The organism is Bacteroides faecis MAJ27 (assembly GCF_900106755.1).
Taxonomy (GTDB): Bacteria; Bacteroidota; Bacteroidia; order Bacteroidales; family Bacteroidaceae; genus Bacteroides; species Bacteroides faecis.
In genome coordinates this window covers 274,139-295,918 of record NZ_FNNN01000003.1, presented here as the reverse complement: position 1 = coordinate 295,918, position 21,780 = coordinate 274,139, and the positions used below count along the sequence as shown (strand labels likewise).

At 44.9% G+C, this 21,780-nt stretch carries 16 protein-coding genes; 11 read left to right on the top strand and 5 right to left on the bottom strand.

The window, feature by feature from the left end:
• Positions 1 to 121: 121 nt before the first annotated feature.
• The 6 genes from BLW31_RS04535 (at position 122) to BLW31_RS04510 (ending at position 8,693) form a co-directional block, all read left to right on the top strand.
• Positions 122 to 922: a polysaccharide biosynthesis/export family protein gene (locus BLW31_RS04535; RefSeq protein WP_010537736.1), complete on the top strand. Its 801-nt coding sequence runs from the start codon at positions 122 to 124 to the stop codon at positions 920 to 922.
• Between the two features lie 12 nt (positions 923 to 934).
• Positions 935 to 3,376, top strand: a complete 2,442-nt coding sequence (locus BLW31_RS04530) for a GumC family protein (protein ID WP_010537737.1) — start codon at positions 935 to 937, stop codon at positions 3,374 to 3,376.
• A gap of 183 nt (positions 3,377 to 3,559) precedes the next feature.
• Positions 3,560 to 6,310: a SusC/RagA family TonB-linked outer membrane protein gene (locus BLW31_RS04525; protein ID WP_074759478.1), complete on the top strand. Its 2,751-nt coding sequence runs from the start codon at positions 3,560 to 3,562 to the stop codon at positions 6,308 to 6,310.
• 43 nt (positions 6,311 to 6,353) lie between these two features.
• On the top strand, positions 6,354 to 7,985 hold the full coding sequence (locus BLW31_RS04520) for a RagB/SusD family nutrient uptake outer membrane protein (protein ID WP_010537739.1): 1,632 nt from the start codon (positions 6,354 to 6,356) through the stop codon (positions 7,983 to 7,985).
• Between the two features lie 86 nt (positions 7,986 to 8,071).
• On the top strand, positions 8,072 to 8,263 hold the full coding sequence (locus BLW31_RS04515; RefSeq protein ID WP_008766001.1) for a type II toxin-antitoxin system HicA family toxin: 192 nt from the start codon (positions 8,072 to 8,074) through the stop codon (positions 8,261 to 8,263).
• A 37-nt stretch (positions 8,264 to 8,300) separates the two neighbouring features.
• A complete protein-coding gene (locus BLW31_RS04510; protein WP_029425517.1) occupies positions 8,301 to 8,693 on the top strand; it encodes an antitoxin HicB in 393 nt (130 codons plus the stop codon).
• A gap of 124 nt (positions 8,694 to 8,817) precedes the next feature.
• Here BLW31_RS04510 and dnaJ read toward each other — a convergent pair whose 3' ends face one another.
• Both dnaJ and BLW31_RS04500 read right to left on the bottom strand, forming a co-directional pair.
• Entirely contained in the window at positions 8,818 to 10,005 is a 1,188-nt protein-coding gene (dnaJ, locus tag BLW31_RS04505; protein ID WP_010537741.1) for a molecular chaperone DnaJ, read from the bottom strand.
• Between the two features lie 22 nt (positions 10,006 to 10,027).
• Positions 10,028 to 10,609: a nucleotide exchange factor GrpE gene (locus tag BLW31_RS04500; RefSeq protein WP_010537742.1), complete on the bottom strand. Its 582-nt coding sequence runs from the start codon at positions 10,607 to 10,609 to the stop codon at positions 10,028 to 10,030.
• A gap of 222 nt (positions 10,610 to 10,831) precedes the next feature.
• Between BLW31_RS04500 and BLW31_RS04495 the strand changes: the two genes are divergently transcribed.
• Positions 10,832 to 12,451, top strand: a complete 1,620-nt coding sequence (locus tag BLW31_RS04495; protein ID WP_010537743.1) for an ABC-F family ATP-binding cassette domain-containing protein — start codon at positions 10,832 to 10,834, stop codon at positions 12,449 to 12,451.
• Positions 12,452 to 12,661: 210 nt separating this feature from the next.
• On the opposite strand, the gene BLW31_RS04490 is transcribed toward BLW31_RS04495, so the two are convergent.
• The 3 genes from BLW31_RS04490 to BLW31_RS04480 all read right to left on the bottom strand — a co-directional run bounded on the left by BLW31_RS04490 (position 12,662) and on the right by BLW31_RS04480 (position 15,823).
• Entirely contained in the window at positions 12,662 to 14,854 is a 2,193-nt protein-coding gene (locus tag BLW31_RS04490) for a VapE domain-containing protein (protein ID WP_010537744.1), read from the bottom strand.
• A gap of 122 nt (positions 14,855 to 14,976) precedes the next feature.
• Entirely contained in the window at positions 14,977 to 15,213 is a 237-nt protein-coding gene (locus BLW31_RS24350; RefSeq protein ID WP_155520396.1) for a hypothetical protein, read from the bottom strand.
• Positions 15,214 to 15,592: 379 nt separating this feature from the next.
• On the bottom strand, positions 15,593 to 15,823 hold the full coding sequence (locus BLW31_RS04480) for a DUF4248 domain-containing protein (RefSeq protein ID WP_010537746.1): 231 nt from the start codon (positions 15,821 to 15,823) through the stop codon (positions 15,593 to 15,595).
• A gap of 345 nt (positions 15,824 to 16,168) precedes the next feature.
• Between BLW31_RS04480 and BLW31_RS04475 the strand changes: the two genes are divergently transcribed.
• From BLW31_RS04475 to BLW31_RS04465, 4 genes are all read left to right on the top strand, one after another.
• Entirely contained in the window at positions 16,169 to 16,687 is a 519-nt protein-coding gene (locus tag BLW31_RS04475; RefSeq protein ID WP_010537747.1) for an HU family DNA-binding protein, read from the top strand.
• A 30-nt stretch (positions 16,688 to 16,717) separates the two neighbouring features.
• Positions 16,718 to 17,167 carry an N-acetylmuramoyl-L-alanine amidase gene (locus BLW31_RS04470; protein ID WP_029425518.1) on the top strand — a complete coding sequence of 150 codons (450 nt, stop codon included), beginning with the start codon at positions 16,718 to 16,720 and terminating at the stop codon, positions 17,165 to 17,167.
• Positions 17,168 to 17,235: 68 nt separating this feature from the next.
• On the top strand, positions 17,236 to 17,337 hold the full coding sequence (locus BLW31_RS24345; RefSeq protein ID WP_010537749.1) for a smalltalk protein: 102 nt from the start codon (positions 17,236 to 17,238) through the stop codon (positions 17,335 to 17,337).
• A 270-nt stretch (positions 17,338 to 17,607) separates the two neighbouring features.
• Positions 17,608 to 21,762: a DUF5977 domain-containing protein gene (locus tag BLW31_RS04465; protein WP_029425519.1), complete on the top strand. Its 4,155-nt coding sequence runs from the start codon at positions 17,608 to 17,610 to the stop codon at positions 21,760 to 21,762.
• Positions 21,763 to 21,780: the final 18 nt, after the last annotated feature.

Sequence of the window (21,780 nt, the reverse complement as noted above, 5' to 3'; positions counted from 1 at the left end):
GAAAATCTGCAGACAGATGATAGTACATGAATATCTGCAGATTAATGATGCATGAAAGCTTGTTGACAAAATAATCTAAACAACAAAAAATAAAAGAATAGATATCTAATTCATCACAGTTATGAGAATATTGAGTAAATTGATTTTTGTAGTGTTACTGCCTTTTCTGTTCACGGCCTGCCAGTCCTACAAGAAAGTACCTTATTTGCAGGATACAGAAGTAATAAATCAAACAGAGCAGAAAGAAAAACTGTACGATGCAAAGATCATGCCTAAAGATCTGTTGACCATCGTAGTATCCTGTACAAGTCCGGAACTGGCAGCACCTTTTAATCTGACGGTTGCCAGTCCGACGAATTTGTCAGTGGCCAATACCTTGGCTACTACACAACCCGTGTTGCAAACCTATCTGGTAGATAATAAAGGAAAAATCTCTTTCCCTGTGCTGGGAGAACTGGAACTTGGTGGATTGACCAAGAAACAGGCAGAACAAATGATTGTAGATAAGTTGAAACCTTATATGAAAGAGGCGCCTATCGTAACGGTGCGTATGGTCAACTATAAGATTTCGGTGATAGGAGAGGTAACCCGTCCGGGTACTTTTACTATTTCTAATGAGAAAGTAAACTTGCTGGAGGCGCTTGCTATGGCAGGGGATATGACGGTATATGGCTTACGCGATAACGTGAAGCTGATTCGTGAAGATGCTACCGGTAAGCAGGAAATTATTACTCTCGACTTGAATAAGTCGGAAACCATTCTTTCTCCATATTATTGGCTGCAACAGAATGATGTCGTATATGTAACTCCCAACAAAGCAAAAGCCCGTAACTCGGATATCGGTAACAGCACAAGCCTGTGGTTCTCCGCTACCTCCATTCTGGTGTCTTTAGCCAGCTTATTATTTAACATCTTAAAATAACGTTTTGAAATAATGAAAGAAGAATTTGCAAACGAAAGACAACGTGAAGCTGATGACGAGAAGATAGATATTCAGGAAGTGCTTTTCAAATATATCATCCATTGGCCTTGGTTTGTCGGTGCAGTTTTAGTTTGCCTTATCGGTGCATGGATATACTTGCGCATGGCTACTCCTGTCTATAATATATCGGCTACGGTCCTGATCAAAGATGATAAAAAAGGAGGGAATACAGGAGGCATGGCAGGACTGGAAGAACTGGGGTTAAGCGGCTTGATCAGCTCTTCTCAAAACATAGACAATGAGTTGGAAGTCTTGCGTTCGAAGACATTGGTGAAGGAAGTTGTCAATCAGCTGAACCTGTATGTGTCATATACAGACGAAGACGAGTTCCCTTCCAAGAATATGTATAAGACTTCTCCTGTTATCGTTAGCCTGACTCCACAAGAAGCAGAGAAGTTGAGCGATCCGATGATTGTTGAAATGTCATTGTACCCGCAAGGCAGTCTGGACGTAGGAGTGACGATTGGTGATAAAGAATACCAGAAACATTTTGAGAAACTTCCTGCTGTCTTTCCGATGGACGAAGGTACCCTGGCATTCTTCCAGTCACCGGACTCACTGATGGCGAATAAAGATACAACGGAAGAGTCTTCAGCTCAGAATGTCCGTCGTATCACGGCAAAAATCAATTCGCCGATGAAGGTGGCGCGGGTATATTGTGAGAATCTGACTATTGAGCCGACCTCTAAAACTACCTCAGTGGCTGTAATATCTCTGAAGAACTCCAGCCTGCAACGCGGACAGGATTTCATCAACCAACTGCTGGAAATGTACAACCGCAATACGAATAACGATAAAAACGAGATTGCCCAGAAGACAGCAGAATTCATTGACGAACGTATTGATATTATCTCGAAGGAGCTTGGAAATACGGAAGCGAATCTGGAGAACTTCAAGCGTAATGCCGGTATAACCGACCTGACCAGTGAGGCTCAAATAGCCTTGACCGGTAATGCGGAATATGAAAAGAAGAGGGTGGAAAACCGGACACAAATCAGTCTGCTGGAGGATTTGCGGAAATATATAAGAGGGAATGAATACGAAGTATTACCAAGTAACGTCGGTTTACAGGATGCTGCATTAGTAGCAACGATTGAACGATATAATGAAATGTTGGTTGAGCGGAAACGTTTATTGCGTACTTCGACAGAAAATAATCCGGCTATTGTAAATTTGGATACGAGTATCCGTGCTATGAAATCGAATGTTCAGGCTACTCTTGATGGTACATTGCAGGGGATGTTGATTACAAAAGCCGATCTTGATCGTGAAGCAAATCGTTTTTCTCGTCGTATTAGTGATGCTCCGGGACAAGAAAGGCAGTTTGTGAGTATTGCCCGTCAACAAGAAATCAAGGCCGGACTATATCTGATGCTTTTGCAGAAACGCGAAGAGAATGCTATAACCCTTGCAGCTACCGCAAACAATGCGAAGATCATTGATGAAGCTATTGCTGACGACATCCCTGTATCTCCGAAACGGAAAATAATTTATCTGATTGCTTTAGTACTGGGCGTTGGCATCCCCGTAGGCATTATCTACCTGATTGGTCTGACCAAGTTCAGGCTCGAAGGACGGGCAGATGTTGAAAAGCTGACCACCGTTCCTATCGTCGGCGATATTCCGTTGACAGACGAAAAGAACGAGAAGGATGGTTCTATTGCCGTATTTGAGAATCAGAACAATCTGATGAGCGAGACCTTCCGAAATATCCGTACCAATCTTCAGTTTATGCTGCAGAATGACAAGAAAGTAATACTGGTCACTTCTACGGTCAGTGGAGAAGGAAAATCGTTTATTTCAGCGAATCTGGCGATCAGTCTTTCTCTCTTAGGGAAGAAAGTAGTCATTGTGGGACTTGATATTCGTAAACCGGGACTGAATAAGGTCTTCCGCCTTTCGACGAAGGAGAAAGGTATTACTTTATACCTGGCAAATCCGGATACAGACCTGATGAGTCTGGTACAGCCTTCAGATGTCAATAAGAATCTGTCCATCCTTCCGGGTGGAACGGTTCCTCCTAATCCGACGGAATTGCTGGCTCGTGACGGACTGGACAAAGCCATTGAAATACTGAAGAAGAATTTTGACTATGTGATCTTGGATACTGCACCTGTAGGTATGGTTACCGATACCTTACTGATCGGACGTGTAGCAGATTTGTCTGTCTACGTTTGCCGTGCCGACTATACTCACAAGGTAGAGTACACGCTGATCAACGAACTTGCCGAAGAAAAGAAACTGCCTAATATCTGTACCGTTATCAACGGCGTAGACTTGAAACGCAGAAAGTATGGCTATTATTATGGCTACGGTAAGTATGGCAAATACTATGGATATGGTAAGCGCTATGGCTACGGTTATGGCTACGGTCAGGAAAATAATAAATCATAGAAATACTGATAAATCATAGGAACACTTGTCAATCATATCAGCATGATAAGCCGTATTTGATTGACAAGCTGCAGGAGTACCATAAAATCGTACTGCCCTATACAAAGAAGAAAAGCGAGTGTCTGCACAACCAGATACTCGCTTTTTTTGTTATATTTGCATTATCCCTTAAAAAAACTGATAATTATGGAACACAGCAGACTTACTATTTGGAGCCTTTTTTTTCTGGTAGCTTCATGCGGAAGTGTATTTGCTCAGAGAAAACCAGTTCTTCCTCCTCCCGTAGACTCCCTGATAACGGTAGGCTATGCCACCGGAAGTATGAAAACGATCTCCGGATCGGTGGAGAAAATCACGGAGACACAGATGAATAAAGACCAGATCACGAACCCGCTGGAGGCTATTCGCGGACGGGTTCCGGGATTGACCATTCAGCGTGGAACCAACGGCCCTGCAGCTCTCGACGCAGTCCGCCTGCGTGGTACCACTTCATTGACCAGCGGGAACGACCCGTTAATTATCGTCGATGGAGTATTCGGAGATTTGAGTATGCTTGCTTCCATTTACCCTACGGATATCGAGAGTTTTACCATCCTCAAGGATGCTTCCGAAACATCACAGTACGGATCGCGGGGGGCCTCCGGTGTCATCGAAATCACTACGAAGAAAGGAATGAGCGGTAAGACGCAAGTGAGCTACAACGGTATCTTCGGAATATCCACCGTCTACAAGAACCTGAATATGCTGTCGGCAAATGACTTCCGGAGAGTCGCTTCCGAACGGGGCATCTCTATTCTCGACAAAGGCAACAGTACCAACTTCCAGAAAGAAATTGAGCAAACAGGATTGCAGCAGAACCATCACATCGCCTTCTATGGCGGTTCCAATGAATCCAGCTACCGTGTATCCCTCGGTTTCATGGATCGTCAGGGAGTCATTCTGAATGAAGACATGAAGAACTTCACTTCCAATATGAATATGACCCAAAAGATGTTTGACGGTTTTCTGAACTGCGAACTGGGTATGTTCGGCTCTATCCAGAAGAACCACAATCTGGTAGACCTTCAGAAAACGTTCTATTCTGCCGCTACTTTCAATCCCACCTATCCCAACCACAAAGACCCTGTGACCGGTTCGTGGGACGGAATCACCACCGCCAGCCAGATTACCAATCCGCTGGCATGGATGGAAGTGCAGGATCATGACGCCACTTCCCATATCAGCACCCATGCCCGTCTGACCTTTAACTTGATGGACGAACTCAAGTTGGTACTCTTCGGTGCCTATACCTATAATATAGTCGAAAATTCACAGTACCTGCCCACTTCCGTCTGGGCGCATGGACAAGCATATAAAGGCACAAAAAAGATGGAGTCTCTCCTGGGCAACATGATGCTGACCTACAAGAAAGGCTGGAAGAAACACTTCTTCGACGCCCTCGCACTGGCGGAACTTCAGAAGGAGACTTATACAGGATTCTATACCACAGTCACCAACTTCAACACGGATAAATTCGGCTACAACAACCTGCAAGCGGGTGCTCTCCGTCTTTGGGAAGGCACCAACTCATATTACGAACAGCCGCATCTGGCCTCCTTCATGGGACGCTTCAACTACACCTATGCCGACCGTTACAGCCTGACAGTGAACGCCCGTACCGACGCCTCCTCCAAATTCGGCGCCAACCACAAATGGGGCTTCTTTCCGTCAGTTTCCGCCGCTTGGGTGATCAGTGAAGAAAAGTTCATGAAGCGTCTTCCCATCATTGATAATCTGAAATTCCGTATAGGTTACGGTCTGGCAGGAAATCAAAGCGGAATCGACTCATACACTACGCTGAGTCTTGTCAAACCGAACGGTGTGATTCCTGTAGGAAATTCGGCAGCCGTATCCTTAGGCGACCTGCGCAACACAAACCCCGATCTGAAATGGGAAGTGAAACATACCTTCAATACAGGTATCGACCTGGCTATGTTCGGCAACCGCCTGCTGCTCTCCGCCAATTATTACAACTCCAAGACGACGGACATGCTTTACCTCTACAACGTCAGTGTCCCGCCTTTCACCTACAATACGCTGCTGGCTAATATCGGTTCCATGCGCAACAGCGGTCTGGAAATAGCCATCGGTATCACTCCGCTGAAAACGCAGGACATGGAACTGAACATTAATGCCAACATCACCTTCCAGCAAAACAAACTGCTTTCTCTGAGCGGTATGTACAACGGAGAAATGATTTCCGCTCCCCAGTATAAGAGCCTCGCCAGCCTCGACGGAGCCGGATTTCATGGCGGCTACAATCATATCGTCTACCAAGTGGTGGGACAGCCGCTAGGTGTCTTCTACCTGCCTCATTCCAATGGACTCGTTTCCGACGGAAACGGCGGCTACACCTATGATATTGCCGATCTGAATGGCGGTGGTGTCAGTCTGGAAGATGGCGAAGACCGCTATGTAGCGGGACAGGCCGTGCCCAAGACAATTCTCGGATCGAACATCAGTTTCCGTTATAAGCGCTTCGACCTTTCAGTACAGATTAATGGCGCTTTCGGACATAAAATATACAACGGAACCTCCCTGACCTATATGAACATGAATATATTCCCCGATTACAACGTGATGGAGGAGGCTCCGCAACGGAATATCAAAGACCAGACTGCTACCGACTATTGGTTGGAGAACGGGGCGTATGTAAACTTCGACTACGTGACACTCGGCTGGAACGTGCCGATAGAGAAAGTGCAGAAACTGAAGAAATACGTCCGCTCGCTGCGACTGGCGTTTACGGTCAACAACCTGGCGACGATTTCCGGCTATTCGGGTCTTTCGCCCATGATCAACAGCTCAACGGTCAATTCCACTTTGGGGCTGGATGATAAACGGGGATATCCATTGGCGAGAACCTACATGCTGGGATTGAGTATTAATTTCTAACGACGTCAGAACAACGTACAAACTTTTAACGGAGGAGTAAATCATGAAAAAATATATAAGAAATACAGCTATCGCACTGATGACGGCAACGGCTTTGTTCTCGTGCGACAAGTTTCTGGAAGAGAGTCCCAAAGACAAACTGCCGGAAGATGAAGTCTACAATAACCTCTCGGATTTATATCTGAATGCCGTGGCCTCTCTTTATACTTATATCGGTGGTTATAGCGACAGTCAGGGATTGCAGGGAACGGGTAGGGGAGTTTATGACCTGAACACCTTCACCACCGACGAAGCCATCATCCCCACCCGTGGCGGCGACTGGTACGACGGCGGATTCTGGCAAGGATTGTTCCTGCACCAATGGGGAATTGAAAACGACGCCATCCAAGCCACTTGGGAATATCTTTATAAAGTAGTCATGCTGTCCAACAAATCGTTGGAACGGATCGACCAGTTCTCCGAAACTCACACTGATGCCGAACTTCCCGCCTATCGTGCCGAAGTACGGGCGATGCGCGCGATGTATTACTATTATCTGATGGATCTGTTCGGACGTGTCCCGCTGATACTCACCTCATCTCCATCCATGAAGGACGTCGTACAGAGCGAACGGAAAACAATATTCGACTTTGTGTTCAAAGAGTTGCAGGAATCAGCCCCTTTGCTTAGTGAAGTTCATAGCAATCAGTCCGGTCCGTATTACGGACGCATCACCCGTCCCGTAGTTGTCTTCCTGCTGGCGAAACTGGCATTGAATGCTGAAGTCTACACCGACAATGACTGGACAGACGGACAACGTCCCGACGGAAAGAATCTCTTTTTCGAGGTAAACGGCAACCGTCTCAATGCCTGGCAGACGGTGATCGCATACTGTGACCAGCTGCAAGAAATGGGCTATCGTCTGGAACCGGATTACAAAACCAATTTTACCGTATTCAACGAACCCTCTGTCGAGAACATCTTCACGATTCCGATGAATAAGACCTTGTACACCAACCAGATGCAATACCTTTTCCGTTCCCGTCATTACAATCACGCCAAAGCCTATGGGCTGAGCGGCGAAAACGGGCCGAGCGCCACGATCGAAGCATTGGAAACCTTCGGCTATGAAACAGCCGGACAGGACCCGCGTTTTGACATCTGTTATTTTGCCGGAGTCGTCTATGACCTAAAGGGGAATGTAGTCCGCTTGGACAACGGAACCATTCTTGAATATCTGCCGTGGAAAGTCGCCCTGGATATTTCGAACACCCCGTATGTACAGACAGCAGGAGCCCGTATGAAGAAATATGAGATAGACGAAACGGCCACCAAAGATGGCAAGCTGATGGAAAATGATATCGTTCTTTTCCGTTATGCAGATGCTTTGCTGATGAAAAGTGAGGCCAAAGTACGCAATGGCGAGAGCGGAGATACAGAACTGAACGAAGTACGTAGGCGTGTCAATGCCTCTTCCCGTACGGCTACACTGGAGAACATCCTTGCCGAGCGGCAACTCGAACTGGCTTGGGAGGGGTGGAGACGCCAGGACTTGATCCGCTTCGGGGAGTTCACGAGAGCATACAGCAGTCGCCCGCAACTTCCGGATGAAGAAAGTGGATATACCACCGTATTCCCGATTCCGGAGAAAATACGGGTGATGAATACAAAACTGAAGCAGAATCCGGGATATTAGCTCAATTCATAGTAAAATAATGAATAAATGTATAAACAGTATTCATATTATTACTATATTTGTGTGGTAATTAAGTCCGAAGTGTTATGAGTTACAAATCAATTAAAGACGTTGTAACTATGTTGCAAGAAAACGGTTTTGTACTAAAGAGTCAGAAAGGTAGCCATATGAAGTTTGAGAAAGACGACAAAATAGTTATTGTACCGAATCATAACAGCAAAGGCGTTGAGAAAGGCACTTATTACAGCATTTTGAGACAAGCGGGGCTGAAAAAATAGCCCCCTTGTTCTCTTGATTAAATAATAGGAGATGAAAATGAAAACAGTAGAAGTAATTGTGGAATACGCAGGGAAGAACTTGAGTGCTTATATCGAAGGTGCTCCGGTTATCACTGTTGGAAATGACATGAGAGAGATTGAGGAAAATATGAAGGAAGCGATTGAATTATATCTGGAAGATAATCCCAATCCTTGTGAACTATTGTCCGGAGAATTGGAATTGAAGTTTAAGGTTGACGCTGCTACCTTTATAAACTATTACAGTAATATCTTCACCAAAGCAGCCCTGAGCCGGATAACCGGAATTAACGAACGTCAGTTATGGCATTATGCCGCCGGTGTGCATAAACCGCGCAGACAACAACTGGAAAAGATTCAGAAGGGTATTCAAGCTCTGACGAAAGAGTTGTCATCCATTCATTTACTGTAATATCAAGTACGCACTATTGTGAAAATAATAGGCATGGAAAATTAAAAAGCTCCGGCATTCCCTACGAATGCCGGAGCTTTTATTGTATCTGTGTGGCAGGCTATTATCTCTTAAAGAAGAAAGCCTAGTCAAAGAAACTCTTGAACTTTTTGAAGATCTTCTCCTTCACCGACGTGCTCGGTTTGAAGTTATCCGAAGCCTCCATTTTTTCCAGCGTATTCTTTTCCTCCTTATTCAATGTTTCCGGCACATAAATACTGATGTTCACCAGCAAATCACCTGTACCGTATCCATTGACATTCGGCAAACCTTTTCCGCGCAGGCGGAGCACTTTGCCCGGCTGTGTACCCGAGTCGATCTTCACTTTCACCTTGCCGTCGATAGTCGGAATTTCCACAGCACCACCCAGCGCAGCCGTCGGGAAACTCAGCAGCAAGTTATAGATCAGATCATTTTCGTCGCGGATTAAGTCCGGATGCGGTTCTTCCTCAACGAGAATCAGCAAGTCGCCCGGCACGCCATTATGCTTTCCGGCATTACCCTTGCCGCCCATTGAGAGCTGCATACCTTCTGCCACTCCGGCAGGAATCTTCACCGTCACTACCTCTTCGCCGTATACGATACCGTCTCCGGCACACTCCTTACACTTGTTTTTGATGATTTTGCCTTCACCATTACAGGTAGGACAGGTGGCACGGGTCTGCATTGTACCCAGTATCGTCTGCTGGTTGCGGATCACCGAGCCGCTTCCTTTACAGGTCGGACAAGTCTCCGAACCGCCGTCGCCTTCGGCACCCGTACCATGACAGTGACTACACGGCACATATTTCTTCAGTTTGAACTTCTTTTCTACTCCTGTCGAGATTTCTTTCAAAGACATCTTTACCTTGACGCGAAGATCGCTGCCACGATAACGACGCTGCTGTGAACCACCGCCACCGCCAAAACCGCTGAAACCTCCAAAGCCACCTCCGAAACCGCCGCCGCGACCTCCGAAGATGTCACCGAACATGGAGAAGATATCATCCATAGACATACCTTCGCCACCGAAACCACCGAACGGGCCTCCGTTGCCGGCTGCACCGCTCACTCCTGCGTGCCCGAACTGGTCGTAACGCGAACGCTTGTCCGGATTGCTCAGCACGTCATACGCTTCGGCAGCCTCCTTGAATTTTTCTTCCGCTTCCTTGTCACCCGGATTCTTGTCGGGGTGGTATTGGATTGCCTTTTTGCGGTAAGCCTTTTTAATCTCTTCTACTGTGGCGGTTTTTGCCACCTCCAGCACTTCATAATAGTCTCTTTTTTCTGCCATGCTTCCTAACTAACTTTTGTATTTACTCCCCAACTACCACTTTAGCGTGACGAATCACTTTGTCGTTCAGCGTATAACCCGTCTGTACGCAGTCCAGAATCTTACCTTTCTGTTCTTCCGACGGGGCAGGGATCACAGCGATGGCTTCGTGATAATCCGTATCCAGCGGCTGGTCTTTCGTTTCGATGACCTTCACGCCATTCTGTGCCAGGACAGCCATAAACTTATTATAAATCAATTCTACACCTTCCTTCACGGCGCTCACGTCTTTGGCAGTTTCCATCGTTTTGATGGCGCGCTCAAAGTCGTCGATCACCGGCAGAATGCTGCTGATACTTTTTTCGCCACCATTCAGAATCAGTTCCGCCTTCTCCTTGATGGTACGTTTGCGGTAATTGTCAAACTCGGCAGACAGGCGCAGATACTTGTCCTTCTGCTCTTCGATGGCAGTCTGTGCCTCTTCCAGCTCCTTTTCCAACTGCTCCTCATGAGTCAGGGGAGCGGCCTCTTCTGCCTGATCGTTTTGCGGTTGCTCTTCCGCAGTATTCTGAGTTTCTTCCACATTCAGCTCTTCAGCCTTCATTTCTTTTTCTTTTGGATCCATCTTATTATTTATGATTTTATTATTTACGATCTATGATTTAAAATTTTCATCTGCAAAAACTTTGCCAATATGGTCATTTTGCCAAAAACGCTGCAAAGGTAATATATTTATGCCAGATTGACACATTCCGGATAGCTCATAATTCATTTTAAATGCCTACCTTTGCACACTCAAAAAAATAGTAGATAGCAAATAGTAAATAGTAAAATAGTAAATATCAAGATGATTACAGTTTCAAACGTTTCGGTGCAGTTTGGTAAAAGAGTATTGTTTAATGACGTAAACCTGAAATTTACAAGTGGTAACTGTTATGGCATTATCGGTGCGAACGGTGCGGGAAAATCTACATTCCTCCGTACGATCTACGGAGATCTCGACCCTACTACCGGTACGATTGCCCTGGGACCGGGCGAACGCTTGTCGGTATTGAGCCAGGACCACTTCAAATGGGATGCTTACACGGTAATGGATACTGTAATGATGGGACACACCGTGTTGTGGGACATCATGAAGCAACGCGAAGTATTGTATGCCAAAGAAGACTTCACGGACGAAGACGGACTGAAAGTGTCCGAACTGGAAGAGAAATTTGCCGAGCTGGACGGATGGAATGCAGAGAGTGACGCAGCCATGCTGTTGAGCGGTCTGGGCATCAAGGAAGACAAGCATTATACATTGATGGGTGAACTGAGCGGTAAGGAAAAGGTGCGCGTGATGCTTGCGCAAGCATTGTACGGCAACCCCGACAACCTTCTGCTGGACGAGCCTACCAATGACCTGGACATGGAGACAGTGACCTGGCTGGAAGAATATCTTTCCAATTTCGAGCACACCGTGCTGGTGGTAAGCCACGACCGTCACTTCCTCGACTCCGTATGTACGCACACCGTGGACATCGACTACGGAAAGATCAATATGTTTGCCGGTAACTACAGTTTCTGGTATGAATCGAGCCAGCTGGCACTCCGTCAGCAGCAGAACCAGAAGGCGAAGGCTGAGGAGAAGAAGAAAGAACTGGAGGAATTTATCCGCCGTTTCAGTGCCAATGTAGCGAAGAGCAAGCAGACTACAAGCCGCAAGAAGATGCTGGAAAAACTGAACGTAGAAGAAATCAAACCTTCTTCCCGCAAGTATCCGGGCATCATCTTCACTCCCGAACGTGAACCGGGCAACCAGATTCTCGAAGTTTCCGGACTGAGCAAGAAGACGGAAGAAGGCGTAGTGCTTTTCAACGACGTGAACTTCAACGTCGAAAAAGGCGACAAAGTGGTATTCCTTTCACGCAATCCGCGTGCGATGACTGCCTTCTTCGAAATCATCAACGGAAACATGAAGCCGGATGCCGGACAGTTCAACTGGGGGGTGACCATCACAACGGCCTACCTGCCTCTTGACAATACGGACTTCTTCAACACAGACCTCAACCTGGTGGACTGGCTGAGTCAGTTTGGTGAAGGCAACGAAGTGTACATGAAGGGTTTCCTCGGACGTATGCTCTTCTCCGGCGAAGAAGTGCTGAAGAAAGTAAGTGTACTTTCCGGAGGTGAAAAGATGCGTTGTATGATTGCCCGTATGCAGCTCCGCAATGCGAACTGCCTGATTCTGGATACTCCGACCAACCACCTCGATTTGGAATCTATCCAGGCTTTCAACAATAACCTGAAGACGTATAAAGGAAATATCCTCTTCTCGTCTCATGACCACGAGTTCATTCAGACGGTTGCCAACCGCATTATCGAGCTGACACCGAACGGTATCATCGACAAGATGATGGAATATGACGAATACATCACTTCCGACCATATCAAGGAGTTGAGAGCCAAGATGTACGGTGACAAGTAATGTGCTTCATCCGTCAGATACGCTGAATATGCATAGAAGGTAATACTGATATTACCTTACTGTTAAATAAAGGGAAATGCTTGTTGACTGTCGTCACATTGCTTTTCCCTTTCCTTTTCATTGCTTGTCAGCTGTCGTAGTATCCTGTCCGGCATTCACGGCTGGCTCATCACTCACCGCTCAGAGGTCATGATTCGAAAAGCTCTTCATCTACAAGTCAAAATTCCCCTGTTTAGGAATCTGCGGCAACGTCGAATTGGCTTCTCGTTCTTCCGGTGTGTATTCCACCACCTTATATTCCGTTACTCCGTAATTGCCGTTCCGATTTATAAAATGGTTCTTTTCGAGCACCGTCACCAATGTTTTCTGTGTCTGGGGATTGGACTGAGTACGCCCGTTCAGACTCAGGATAGAGAGCAGATAAGAGGCAGGATACCATTTCGCTTGTATCTCTCCGCCTTTAGCCGCACGGAAATAGAAAAACAGGTTTTCTTCTACCGGGTCTTTCTGGCGAAAACTTTCGTTGCGCTTGTTCAAGAAGGTTACCTCCTCCTTTTCGTACCAGTATCGGTAGCCTTGCCGGTAGAGGGCCAGTGCCTGCGCATAGATGCCTTTGTGATTGACCGGACCGCTGTTGTCAATGCTCAAAATGGTATTGATCAGGTAACGTCTGTTTTCGAGGATATCCACCAGGAAGTGCTGGTCGTTGGTGCTGGCTATAAACGAGGCGCGGCGGATGAAGTTATTCATCTGTAGGTCGAACACTTTGCGTTCCGTCACCACGCCTTGTACGATCAGCCGCTTCAGGCTTTGCATTTGCCAGGAAGGAAGGGTGTCGAACTCGTCCAGGTCGATGATGAGACTGGAAGAGAGTTGTAGCAGATGGTCTTTGTTTTCGGGTATAATCATGCCGCAACGGTAGTAGGTGTCCAGTTCCGGTGGGAGAAGTTTCCGGATAAAGGTACTTTTTCCGCTTCCCTGTCCGCCGTGGAGCAGCAGCAACTGCTGGTTCTGCACTTTATCGTCGATGGCGCAGGCCACCATTCCCACCAGCCAGTGGCGGAGGCTGTCTATGAAGAAAGCCGGGTCGGTGGTTTTGACCCTCTGTGCCAGTTGGGCGATATAATCGGTTTTGCCGTTCCAGGTCGGGAGAGAAAAGAAATAGTGGGTGAAGGGATTGAACGGTTTGGCGTAATCAGAGTCTACTAGTGCCTTGAGGCTGTTTTGCGAGCAAGAGATTCCTTTCATTTGTGCGTTGATGTAGAACGTATTGACGTCTTTGGCACGCAGGATGGCGAAGTCGGAAGACGCCTTTTCATCGGTTGTCGTCGGTTTACGACGGAACTCGATCAGCTCTTTCACGATGTTTCTGCGGATTTCGTAATACTCATCCATGAATCTGATCATCTTGCAGATTTTCGGTTCATGGCTTTCCTTTTCTTCCCGGTCCGTCTTCGAAGTATATTGGTAGGCATTGCGCAGGGGCTGTTCGAGATCGAAGTCGGGGATATCGCCGAAGCTGCTGCGTGTCAGGCTGACGGCTTCCTCTTCCGTGATGTGGCGACGGTAGCACTGGTTGCCGAGGCAGTAAAAGAAATTGTCCCGGTTTCCGGTTTCAAGGCGTTCTTTCCGTCGGGTGTATTCCATGGCTTTGCGGAAGTCTAGCTGCACCTGCAGGTCGATCGGAGCCGCGTTTCCCTGTGTGGGGAGGAGCGGAGGCTGTGGGGAGGATTTCCTGCGTTTCTTGTTTTTACATTCTTCTTCGGTCGGCAACGTCACTCGTACGGTCAGCGGCTTTACATTCTCCAGTCGTTCGGGAGAAAGGAAAGCCTCCGGATCGTGTGAGGCGAAGAATCCGCGGCTAAGGTCGCTTCCGCTGGTGTCGACCTTCGTGTGGAGCAGTTCTTCGTACTTCTGGCTTGCCAGGGCGTACATGCGGTGGTGGTAACGTTCCAGTGTGGGGAGGTCGATGGTTCCGAGCGCATTCAGTTCGGCGCGCAATGCTTCCGGTTCTTCACCGGTGAGATAGACGAAGATTTTCAGCCCGTGCATGCGGGGGCTGATGAAATCTCCCAACGTGTCGGGGCAGTCGTTCACCAGTTGGCGGTATCCCGGAATCTTTTCTGCCGGCATGTCATCACAGTCGAGTATGATGATATCCTGATACGTGACGAGGCTGTAAGCCAGTCTTTCCATAGCGTAGGTAGCCGTGACGGTGTAGTAGGGCAGTTGCTTCTTCATCCGGTCTGCTTTCGCTGTGTCTCCCGTTTCCATTGTCTCCCGGAGTCTCCGGATTTTGTCCCGATAAACACTTCCCCGAATAAATTCGAACAACTTCCGGATATCTATACTCCCTGACACAACTGATAACCCCCGGTAGGCGGTTATGGTAATAATTTCCATTTTTTTTGATAAGTTTTAATTGCTGTCGTTATTAACAGGCTGCAAAGGAATAGCTTTTTGTCGGATTAAAGAAACTGTTTTTAGGAAGCTAAAAACAGTTTTTTAACGTAATCTTCGAAATGTTAATCGTTAAGCAGAAGCCTTTTCAGCTTTTGTATCTCATAATCAATTTCTTCTATGCTCAGAGACTCATCCGGGTGATCGTTCTTCCGGAAATTTACTGTCAGAAACAGCAACTGTGCGAAGAATTTGGGACCTTTAATGTTAAATGGAGAGGAGGGGTCGTAGCAGAGGTGGACGATCGGTGTGAGAAATTTCTTTCTGTCAGATGGTTTTACCTCTATTCGGTTGAGGTACATGCTGTTGACATTATCCAGCAGTTGGGTGATGAACGGTGAGATAGCAGGAAATTCTCCCTTTTCGAGTGTTACAGCCTGCTTGTTTTGGTAAATGAAGCCTTCGGAGAAAATGTCTTTTTACTCATGTTTTTAATAATTAGTGCTTATTGTTAAAAGATGTTTCGTTTAAAAATGTCGCAAAGATACAACTTCTTTTTGTGTCTTCATCATCTCTGTTGTTTATTCTTTTTATATACTATTTAATACAGAAAAAAGCGTGTAACGGAGGGGTAAGTCCTACCCCTCCGTTACACGCTTTTTTTCTATAAAAATAAAATACTCTTTCGCGCCTGCGCGTATATAGTAATGTGTAAATCTCCGCATGGGGAGGAAGAGGTGCTTATGGAGTATCCAGGTACCTCACTAAAACAGCCACCTGCCTTTTGCTGTATGCCAGTTCATTCTTTCCTTCCGTGCCGGCATACAGTTCGTGGTAGAGCTCGGGGTTCCGGTGGATCCATTTTCGCATCTTCCTCAATGCGGCTTCGGGATTCAGATGGGGTGCATACAGTTGTGCCAGTTCCGTTTTCAGGTAGACCCGGACTTGAAATTCTTCTTGTGTAGTTTCCATAATCGGTGTTCTTTATATCGGCTATTCGCCTGATTATTATACTGTAAAGGTATGTATTTATTCAGACAAAACAAAGCGGATGAGCGGAATAATCACTTTGAACGGGAAAGAAAAAGATACCGTTGCCTGTCAGTAAAGAACAGTGAGAGTCAGTGAGTCAAAGTACGTGCCGCTGCACATCGCTACGTGTCGCTACGCACTTGTATGTAACCCCGTAGAGGGGCTATTCCCTATCTTTGTCGTGTTCCTGAGAGGAGAAGCCGGAAGACGTCACCGCTACCTTCACCCGGGCAACAGAGAGAAAATAACTGGAAATTCATTCATTAAAAAGAGAAGAAGAAAATTATGTCTGTGACATTTAAAAAGATTTTACGTAAGTCTCCTTTCGACAAAGAAGGTACGGGCAAATTCTATCCGCAGCTGATCACGTGGGGAAAGCCCGCCACTCTGGATACCATTGCCAAACAGATGAAGGAGAAGAGTTCGCTCACGCTGGGCGATATCAAGAGTGTACTAACAAACTTCGTGGAGGTGATGCGCAGTGAGTTGTACAACGGCCATGCCGTGAACATTGAGAATTTTGGAGTATTCAGCCTGTCCGCCACTACGGTGGGGACTGATACCAAGAAGGCTTGTCTGCCGGAGAACATCCACTGGGTCCGTATCAATTTCCGGGCATCCGCCAGTGTACGTCCCAATCTTGCCGCTACCCGTGCGGAAGACCGTCTGGATTTTGTAGACTTGGAACAGCAACTGAAGGCGCTGAATGGTGGTGAAGGCGGAAGTGAGGTTCCCGATCCTAACCCGGGCGGTGGGAGCGGAGGCGACGGCGGTGACGAGGAAGCTCCGGACCCGACTGTCTAGAAGCAACCGATCATGAACCGTACAACAGGTATGAGAAAGATCAGTCTGATCGTGATTCACTGTTCCGCCACCCGTGAAGACAAGGAACTGACAGCTTTTGATCTGGACACGATGCACCGTCGGCGTGGATTCAACGGTACCGGTTATCACTACTATATCCGCAGGGACGGTACAACGCTTCTTACCCGTCCTGTCGAGCGGATCGGTGCGCACGCACGTGGATTTAATGCGGAGAGTATCGGAATTTGCTACGAAGGCGGTCTGGACTGCCGGGGACGCCCGGCGGACACCCGGACGCCGGAGCAACGGGCAGCACTCCGGCTGCTGGTGCATCAGTTGCAAGTGAAATTCCCCGGTTGCCGGGTGTGCGGCCATCGTGACCTGTCACCGGACCGCAACGGGAATGGAGAGATCGAGCCGGAGGAGTGGATCAAGGCATGTCCGTGCTTTGAGGTAAAGGAGGAAAGTTTTCAGGAGTAATCAATCATTTAGTGATGATTGCCTAGTAATCAATCATGTAAAGAGTCGGAAAGGAGGTGTGTAAAGTTATGGCAGTCAAAAGATCCCTCTGGGATACCATTTTGAAAGTAGTCATCGCGGTGGCTTCGGCAGTGCTGGGAGCGCTGGGCGGTAATGCGATGAATCTGTAAGTTCGTAAATCACAGGTGTACAAAACAGGAGGCTAGTTTTATTCATAATAGAACGAAGCGATAGCATTTTGTATAACCTGTGATTTTTATTTAAAAATAAGCTTATTGCAATTAATATAAAAACAGCATATGAAAAATAGTTTTAAATATCATAATTTGAATCAGTATTGTACTGTGTTAACATATACATCGGGACCAACAGAACGAAAGATACGATATTTATTCATGTTTCTTTTTACTTTCCTCTTTCAGCCTATATTTTCGCAGTCAATGCTAAAATATGATACTCCGAGTCCGGGAGTTGGTTCATTGCTACGAGTACAGTCACTGCCGGTTGACTTGCATTCCGGAAGAGCAAATATTGCTATCCCTCTGTATTCCATAGCACTGAAAAATTATTCTTACGATATACAATTGCTATATAATTCGGAAGGCAACAAAGTTGATCTTCCTGTTGGTAATGTAGGCTTAGGTTGGTCCATTACCGGTGGACAAATATACAGAGTTGCTAATGGGATGATTGATGAAGTCTATACATTTAATGAGTATATGGACAGAACTGCTAATACGAACTGGGATCAGGAATCTAATTTAAATAAATATTATAATCCTTTCATTTATAATGAAGATTATCTTCATGAGCCCGACTTGGATGAATTTATAATAAATATAGGAAAAATAAATGCTTCCTTCTTTATGTATAAAGATAAGGAAGGAGAAATACAAACAAGAATCTCATCGCAAAATAGTTCGTACTTTAAGGTAAAGGATGTGAAAGTTGGGAAAATACCTGATGTGTTACTTGCAGATACGGAATGGACTAATGCTCATCTAAACAAAACATATCATCCCAAGTTGTATATCGAATCCAGACCTGTGTTGATTACAGAAATAACAATCGTTGATTCGGAAGGACTTACCTATATCTTTGGTGGAGATATTAATAGTATTGACCTGTCTTGTGCGTATTCTAAAGATCCTGATTATGATAGTCACTATAGTGTATATGGTGATCAGATAGGGAGTCATAGTATGATTTGGGATAGTTTTCACTCCAGTTTACTAGCTACAGCATCCACTTGGCATATCAAGAAAATAATATTACCCAATCAGGAAAATCTCACTTTTAATTATGATAAAGGAAATGTAAACATCGTAGAAAGATTTGATCATCATAATATTTCTACGATTAAATTTTCCGGTGAGAATCTTAAATCCAATACGATTCCCGCTCTTTATAATCTTCCTTCCACTGTTGATCCCCAGTTTTTGCTATTAGTAGATAAGAAATATGATATAGTTTATCCATCTCTGTTAACGGGTATCAAGGCTAGTAATGGGGATGAATTGAAGTTTGTTTCCTCAAAAAGGAACGATTTAGCGACTGACGGTTTCTATGACCAACAGAAATTATTTTTAAAAGATAACTATGGAGCTGTTATTGATAAAATAAAAGAGAAGGCCTATTCCTATAAACTGGATGAAATTAAAGCGACAACAAAAAATATTAAATTCTACTATACAGACCAGCAGAGCGAACGGCTGAAACTTGATTCTTTATTGGTCAACAATACTGAGAAGTATAAATTTCAATATAACACATTGAAATTACCGGCTTTTAATCAGATGTTAACTGACAACTGGGGATATTATAATGGTAAGAAGTATCTTTCTCAGATAAACTCTCAACGTTTTGATGCTCTTTATAATTACAGACAACCGGATTCGACTTATGTGAAAGCTGAAATCCTGGAGGGAATAACCTATCCTACAGGAGGGAGAGTTGGTCTGGAATATGAATTGCATCGTTACTCAAGAATATCTACACAATATCCATTCGGGATAAAACAGGAAAATGGAATGGCGGGTGGAGTGCGGATAAAAAGAGTTATTTTTTCGGATAATAAGGGCTCATCCGAAAAGATAACGAAAGAATATTTGTATCAAAATGAAGATAATTCTTCCAGTGGTATTTTGTCAGTTGTTCCCCGATATGTCACAAATGGTACTGGTACTGTTGATTATGACTTTAAATATACTCATTTGAAGGGCCCGTATTCTTATAGCAATAAGTCTACTACCAACATAAATTGGACTGACGGTTTTCATATTGGATACTCTAGAGTGATAGAAAAACTATTTGATGGTTCAAAGACTGTCTATTCTTTTGCAAACTATGATCGGGTACAAGACGAGCCTTCTACAGCTGACTTTACTTTAGGTATGAATAACGATATGTATAATAAATATACATCGAGAAAACTTGATCGTGGCCTTTTGAGATCTGCAGATTATTACAATGCGTCACAGAAACTGATAAAGAAGGAAGCATATACCTATCATTCGGATTTGTCAGATTACCTTAAAACAATTGAGCGGTACGCACTTATGAATACTCTTCCTATACGGGTCAGTGCCAACAAGATATACACCTATTTCCCTTTCTTACAAAAGAAAGAAACAATTCTTTATACAGATCATGATTCTATACATGAGACGGAAGAATATGAGTACAATAAGTATCGTTTGCTGACATGTACGAGAAAGTATATTAATAATCCGAATGATAACAGTATGTTGGAAGCGAGAACTAAATATATTTCCGACTTGATGGAAGAATATGATAGTGTAACTTCCGGTTCCATTTCCTCCGGCTCTCCATTGAAAGTCTATGATACTATGAGAGCACAAGGATTGTTGTCTTATCCTGTAGAAACTGTTGTTAAGCGGAATGGAAAAGTTACTTCTGCCGAAGTGATGACATATAAGCTGTCTGATCAGTTTGCCGTTCAGGATAAACAGTATAAGTTGGAAAATGATGTGCCGTTAAGCGACTACTCCTCTTTCAAACTGCTGAACTCGGCTCAATATTCTATGGACAATCGATGTGCGCTCGAGATGGAATATCTTGATTATGATTCATACGGTAATCCGGCCAATATAGCAGATAAGGCTGGTGTCAAGACGGCTTATATATGGGGATATAAAGGCTTGTATCCTGTGGCTAAAGTGGTAAATGCCCGAAATACTTTCAAGTCCGTTCCTCAATATAGGGATGAGAGAACGACTAAGTACGTAAACCTGAAATACAGTTCATTGTCGGCTAATGTGAAATCGTATAACTTTTATACATCAAAAGCGGGTGATGTTGAAATAGTCCTTGCCGGAGCGTTAGGATTTAACTGGTATGTATCAGGACATCTTGACAATAAGGCTTTCAATCTGGTTCAGATGAGAAGCTCTGATAACATGGGCAAGCCTTGGACTGACTATCAAAATGCCTATACGTACAGTGCAACATTCTATGTCTCTGCCGGTTATCATACATTTAGTATTCTTAGTACTGATGCGTGTAAGGAATCGTCAGCAAATGTATATGACGGAGATATTCATTTCTCTTATTGGACAAGAAAAAGTATTGCTCCCGAGACAAGTGGTACAGATGATGTATTCTATGAGAACTTTGAAACCACTCATTTACGTCCTGCTTCTTTCGGATATCATAGTAATAATAGTTGTATCGGTCCTTATACGGTGTCTTTAGTGACGAATCCGGAAAGGAAATATGTAATAGATTATCAGGTCTTTAAGAATGGGAAGTGGGAGTATATGAAGCATGATTTTGTCAATGGTCGGGATTCAATAAATGAAGGAGTATACCCTATAGACGATGTACGTGTATATCCTAAGGATGCTTCGATAACTACATATGGCTATTATCCTCTCATAGGATTGAGGAGTGCGACTAATGAAAGGGGAGTAACGGAGTCTTATAGATATGATGACTTTAGCAGGCTGGTATCTGTGATGGATAACGATATGAATGTCGTTAAGGAATATGATTATTTTTATCAGAATCAATCCGTAGAACCTGAATTGACTTATTATAATGAGCAAATCAGAGAAACTTTTACCCGGAATACTTGTGACGCATCTTTAGGAGAAATGGGGGAATCTATCGATTATGTAGTGCCTGCAAAGAAATATAGTTCAACTTTATCACAGGAAGACGCTAATCAGAAAGCCTATATCGATTTGCGGAATAATGGTCAGCAATATGCTAATGAGCATGCAGAATGTAATTCGAATATAATCGTGTCTGTTTATAATCCCATGGAACAGGATTATTATCTGACGTTTGATTGGGGAGTTCAGGGAAGCATCGTTACCGATTATTACGAAATACCACCCAGCCGCAAAATCGCTGATACGGGAGATGTACTCAAAGACTATGAGCCTATTAAGGTTTACGTACCCAGAAGATTCTATAGAGATACTCGGGTTGCACCTCAAGATGATCATTGGGCATATGAGGAGCCTTCTATAAAATCCACTCCTTATGCTTTCGATATCAACTATAACATTGAGTATTATACCGGTCATGAAGATATATACGTTATAGGCGGCTATCCTTTTGCTTATTAATTCTCTTTATTAAAAACA

What these genes read in the sequence shown, in the direction of transcription:
- BLW31_RS04535 (WP_010537736.1), top strand. Translation starts at nt 122, where the DNA reads ATGAGAATATTGAGTAAATTGATTTTTGTAGTGTTACTGCCTTTTCTG.
- BLW31_RS04530 (WP_010537737.1), top strand. Translation starts at nt 935, where the DNA reads ATGAAAGAAGAATTTGCAAACGAAAGACAACGTGAAGCTGATGACGAG.
- BLW31_RS04520 (WP_010537739.1), top strand. Translation starts at nt 6,354, where the DNA reads ATGAAAAAATATATAAGAAATACAGCTATCGCACTGATGACGGCAACG.
- BLW31_RS04515 (WP_008766001.1), top strand. Translation starts at nt 8,072, where the DNA reads ATGAGTTACAAATCAATTAAAGACGTTGTAACTATGTTGCAAGAAAAC.
- BLW31_RS04510 (WP_029425517.1), top strand. Translation starts at nt 8,301, where the DNA reads ATGAAAACAGTAGAAGTAATTGTGGAATACGCAGGGAAGAACTTGAGT.
- dnaJ (WP_010537741.1), bottom strand. Translation starts at nt 10,005, where the DNA reads ATGGCAGAAAAAAGAGACTATTATGAAGTGCTGGAGGTGGCAAAAACC.
- BLW31_RS04500 (WP_010537742.1), bottom strand. Translation starts at nt 10,609, where the DNA reads ATGGATCCAAAAGAAAAAGAAATGAAGGCTGAAGAGCTGAATGTGGAA.
- BLW31_RS04495 (WP_010537743.1), top strand. Translation starts at nt 10,832, where the DNA reads ATGATTACAGTTTCAAACGTTTCGGTGCAGTTTGGTAAAAGAGTATTG.
- BLW31_RS04490 (WP_010537744.1), bottom strand. Translation starts at nt 14,854, where the DNA reads ATGGAAATTATTACCATAACCGCCTACCGGGGGTTATCAGTTGTGTCA.
- BLW31_RS24350 (WP_155520396.1), bottom strand. Translation starts at nt 15,213, where the DNA reads ATGTACCTCAACCGAATAGAGGTAAAACCATCTGACAGAAAGAAATTT.
- BLW31_RS04480 (WP_010537746.1), bottom strand. Translation starts at nt 15,823, where the DNA reads ATGGAAACTACACAAGAAGAATTTCAAGTCCGGGTCTACCTGAAAACG.
- BLW31_RS04475 (WP_010537747.1), top strand. Translation starts at nt 16,169, where the DNA reads ATGTCTGTGACATTTAAAAAGATTTTACGTAAGTCTCCTTTCGACAAA.
- BLW31_RS04470 (WP_029425518.1), top strand. Translation starts at nt 16,718, where the DNA reads ATGAGAAAGATCAGTCTGATCGTGATTCACTGTTCCGCCACCCGTGAA.
- BLW31_RS24345 (WP_010537749.1), top strand. Translation starts at nt 17,236, where the DNA reads ATGGCAGTCAAAAGATCCCTCTGGGATACCATTTTGAAAGTAGTCATC.
- BLW31_RS04465 (WP_029425519.1), top strand. Translation starts at nt 17,608, where the DNA reads ATGCTAAAATATGATACTCCGAGTCCGGGAGTTGGTTCATTGCTACGA.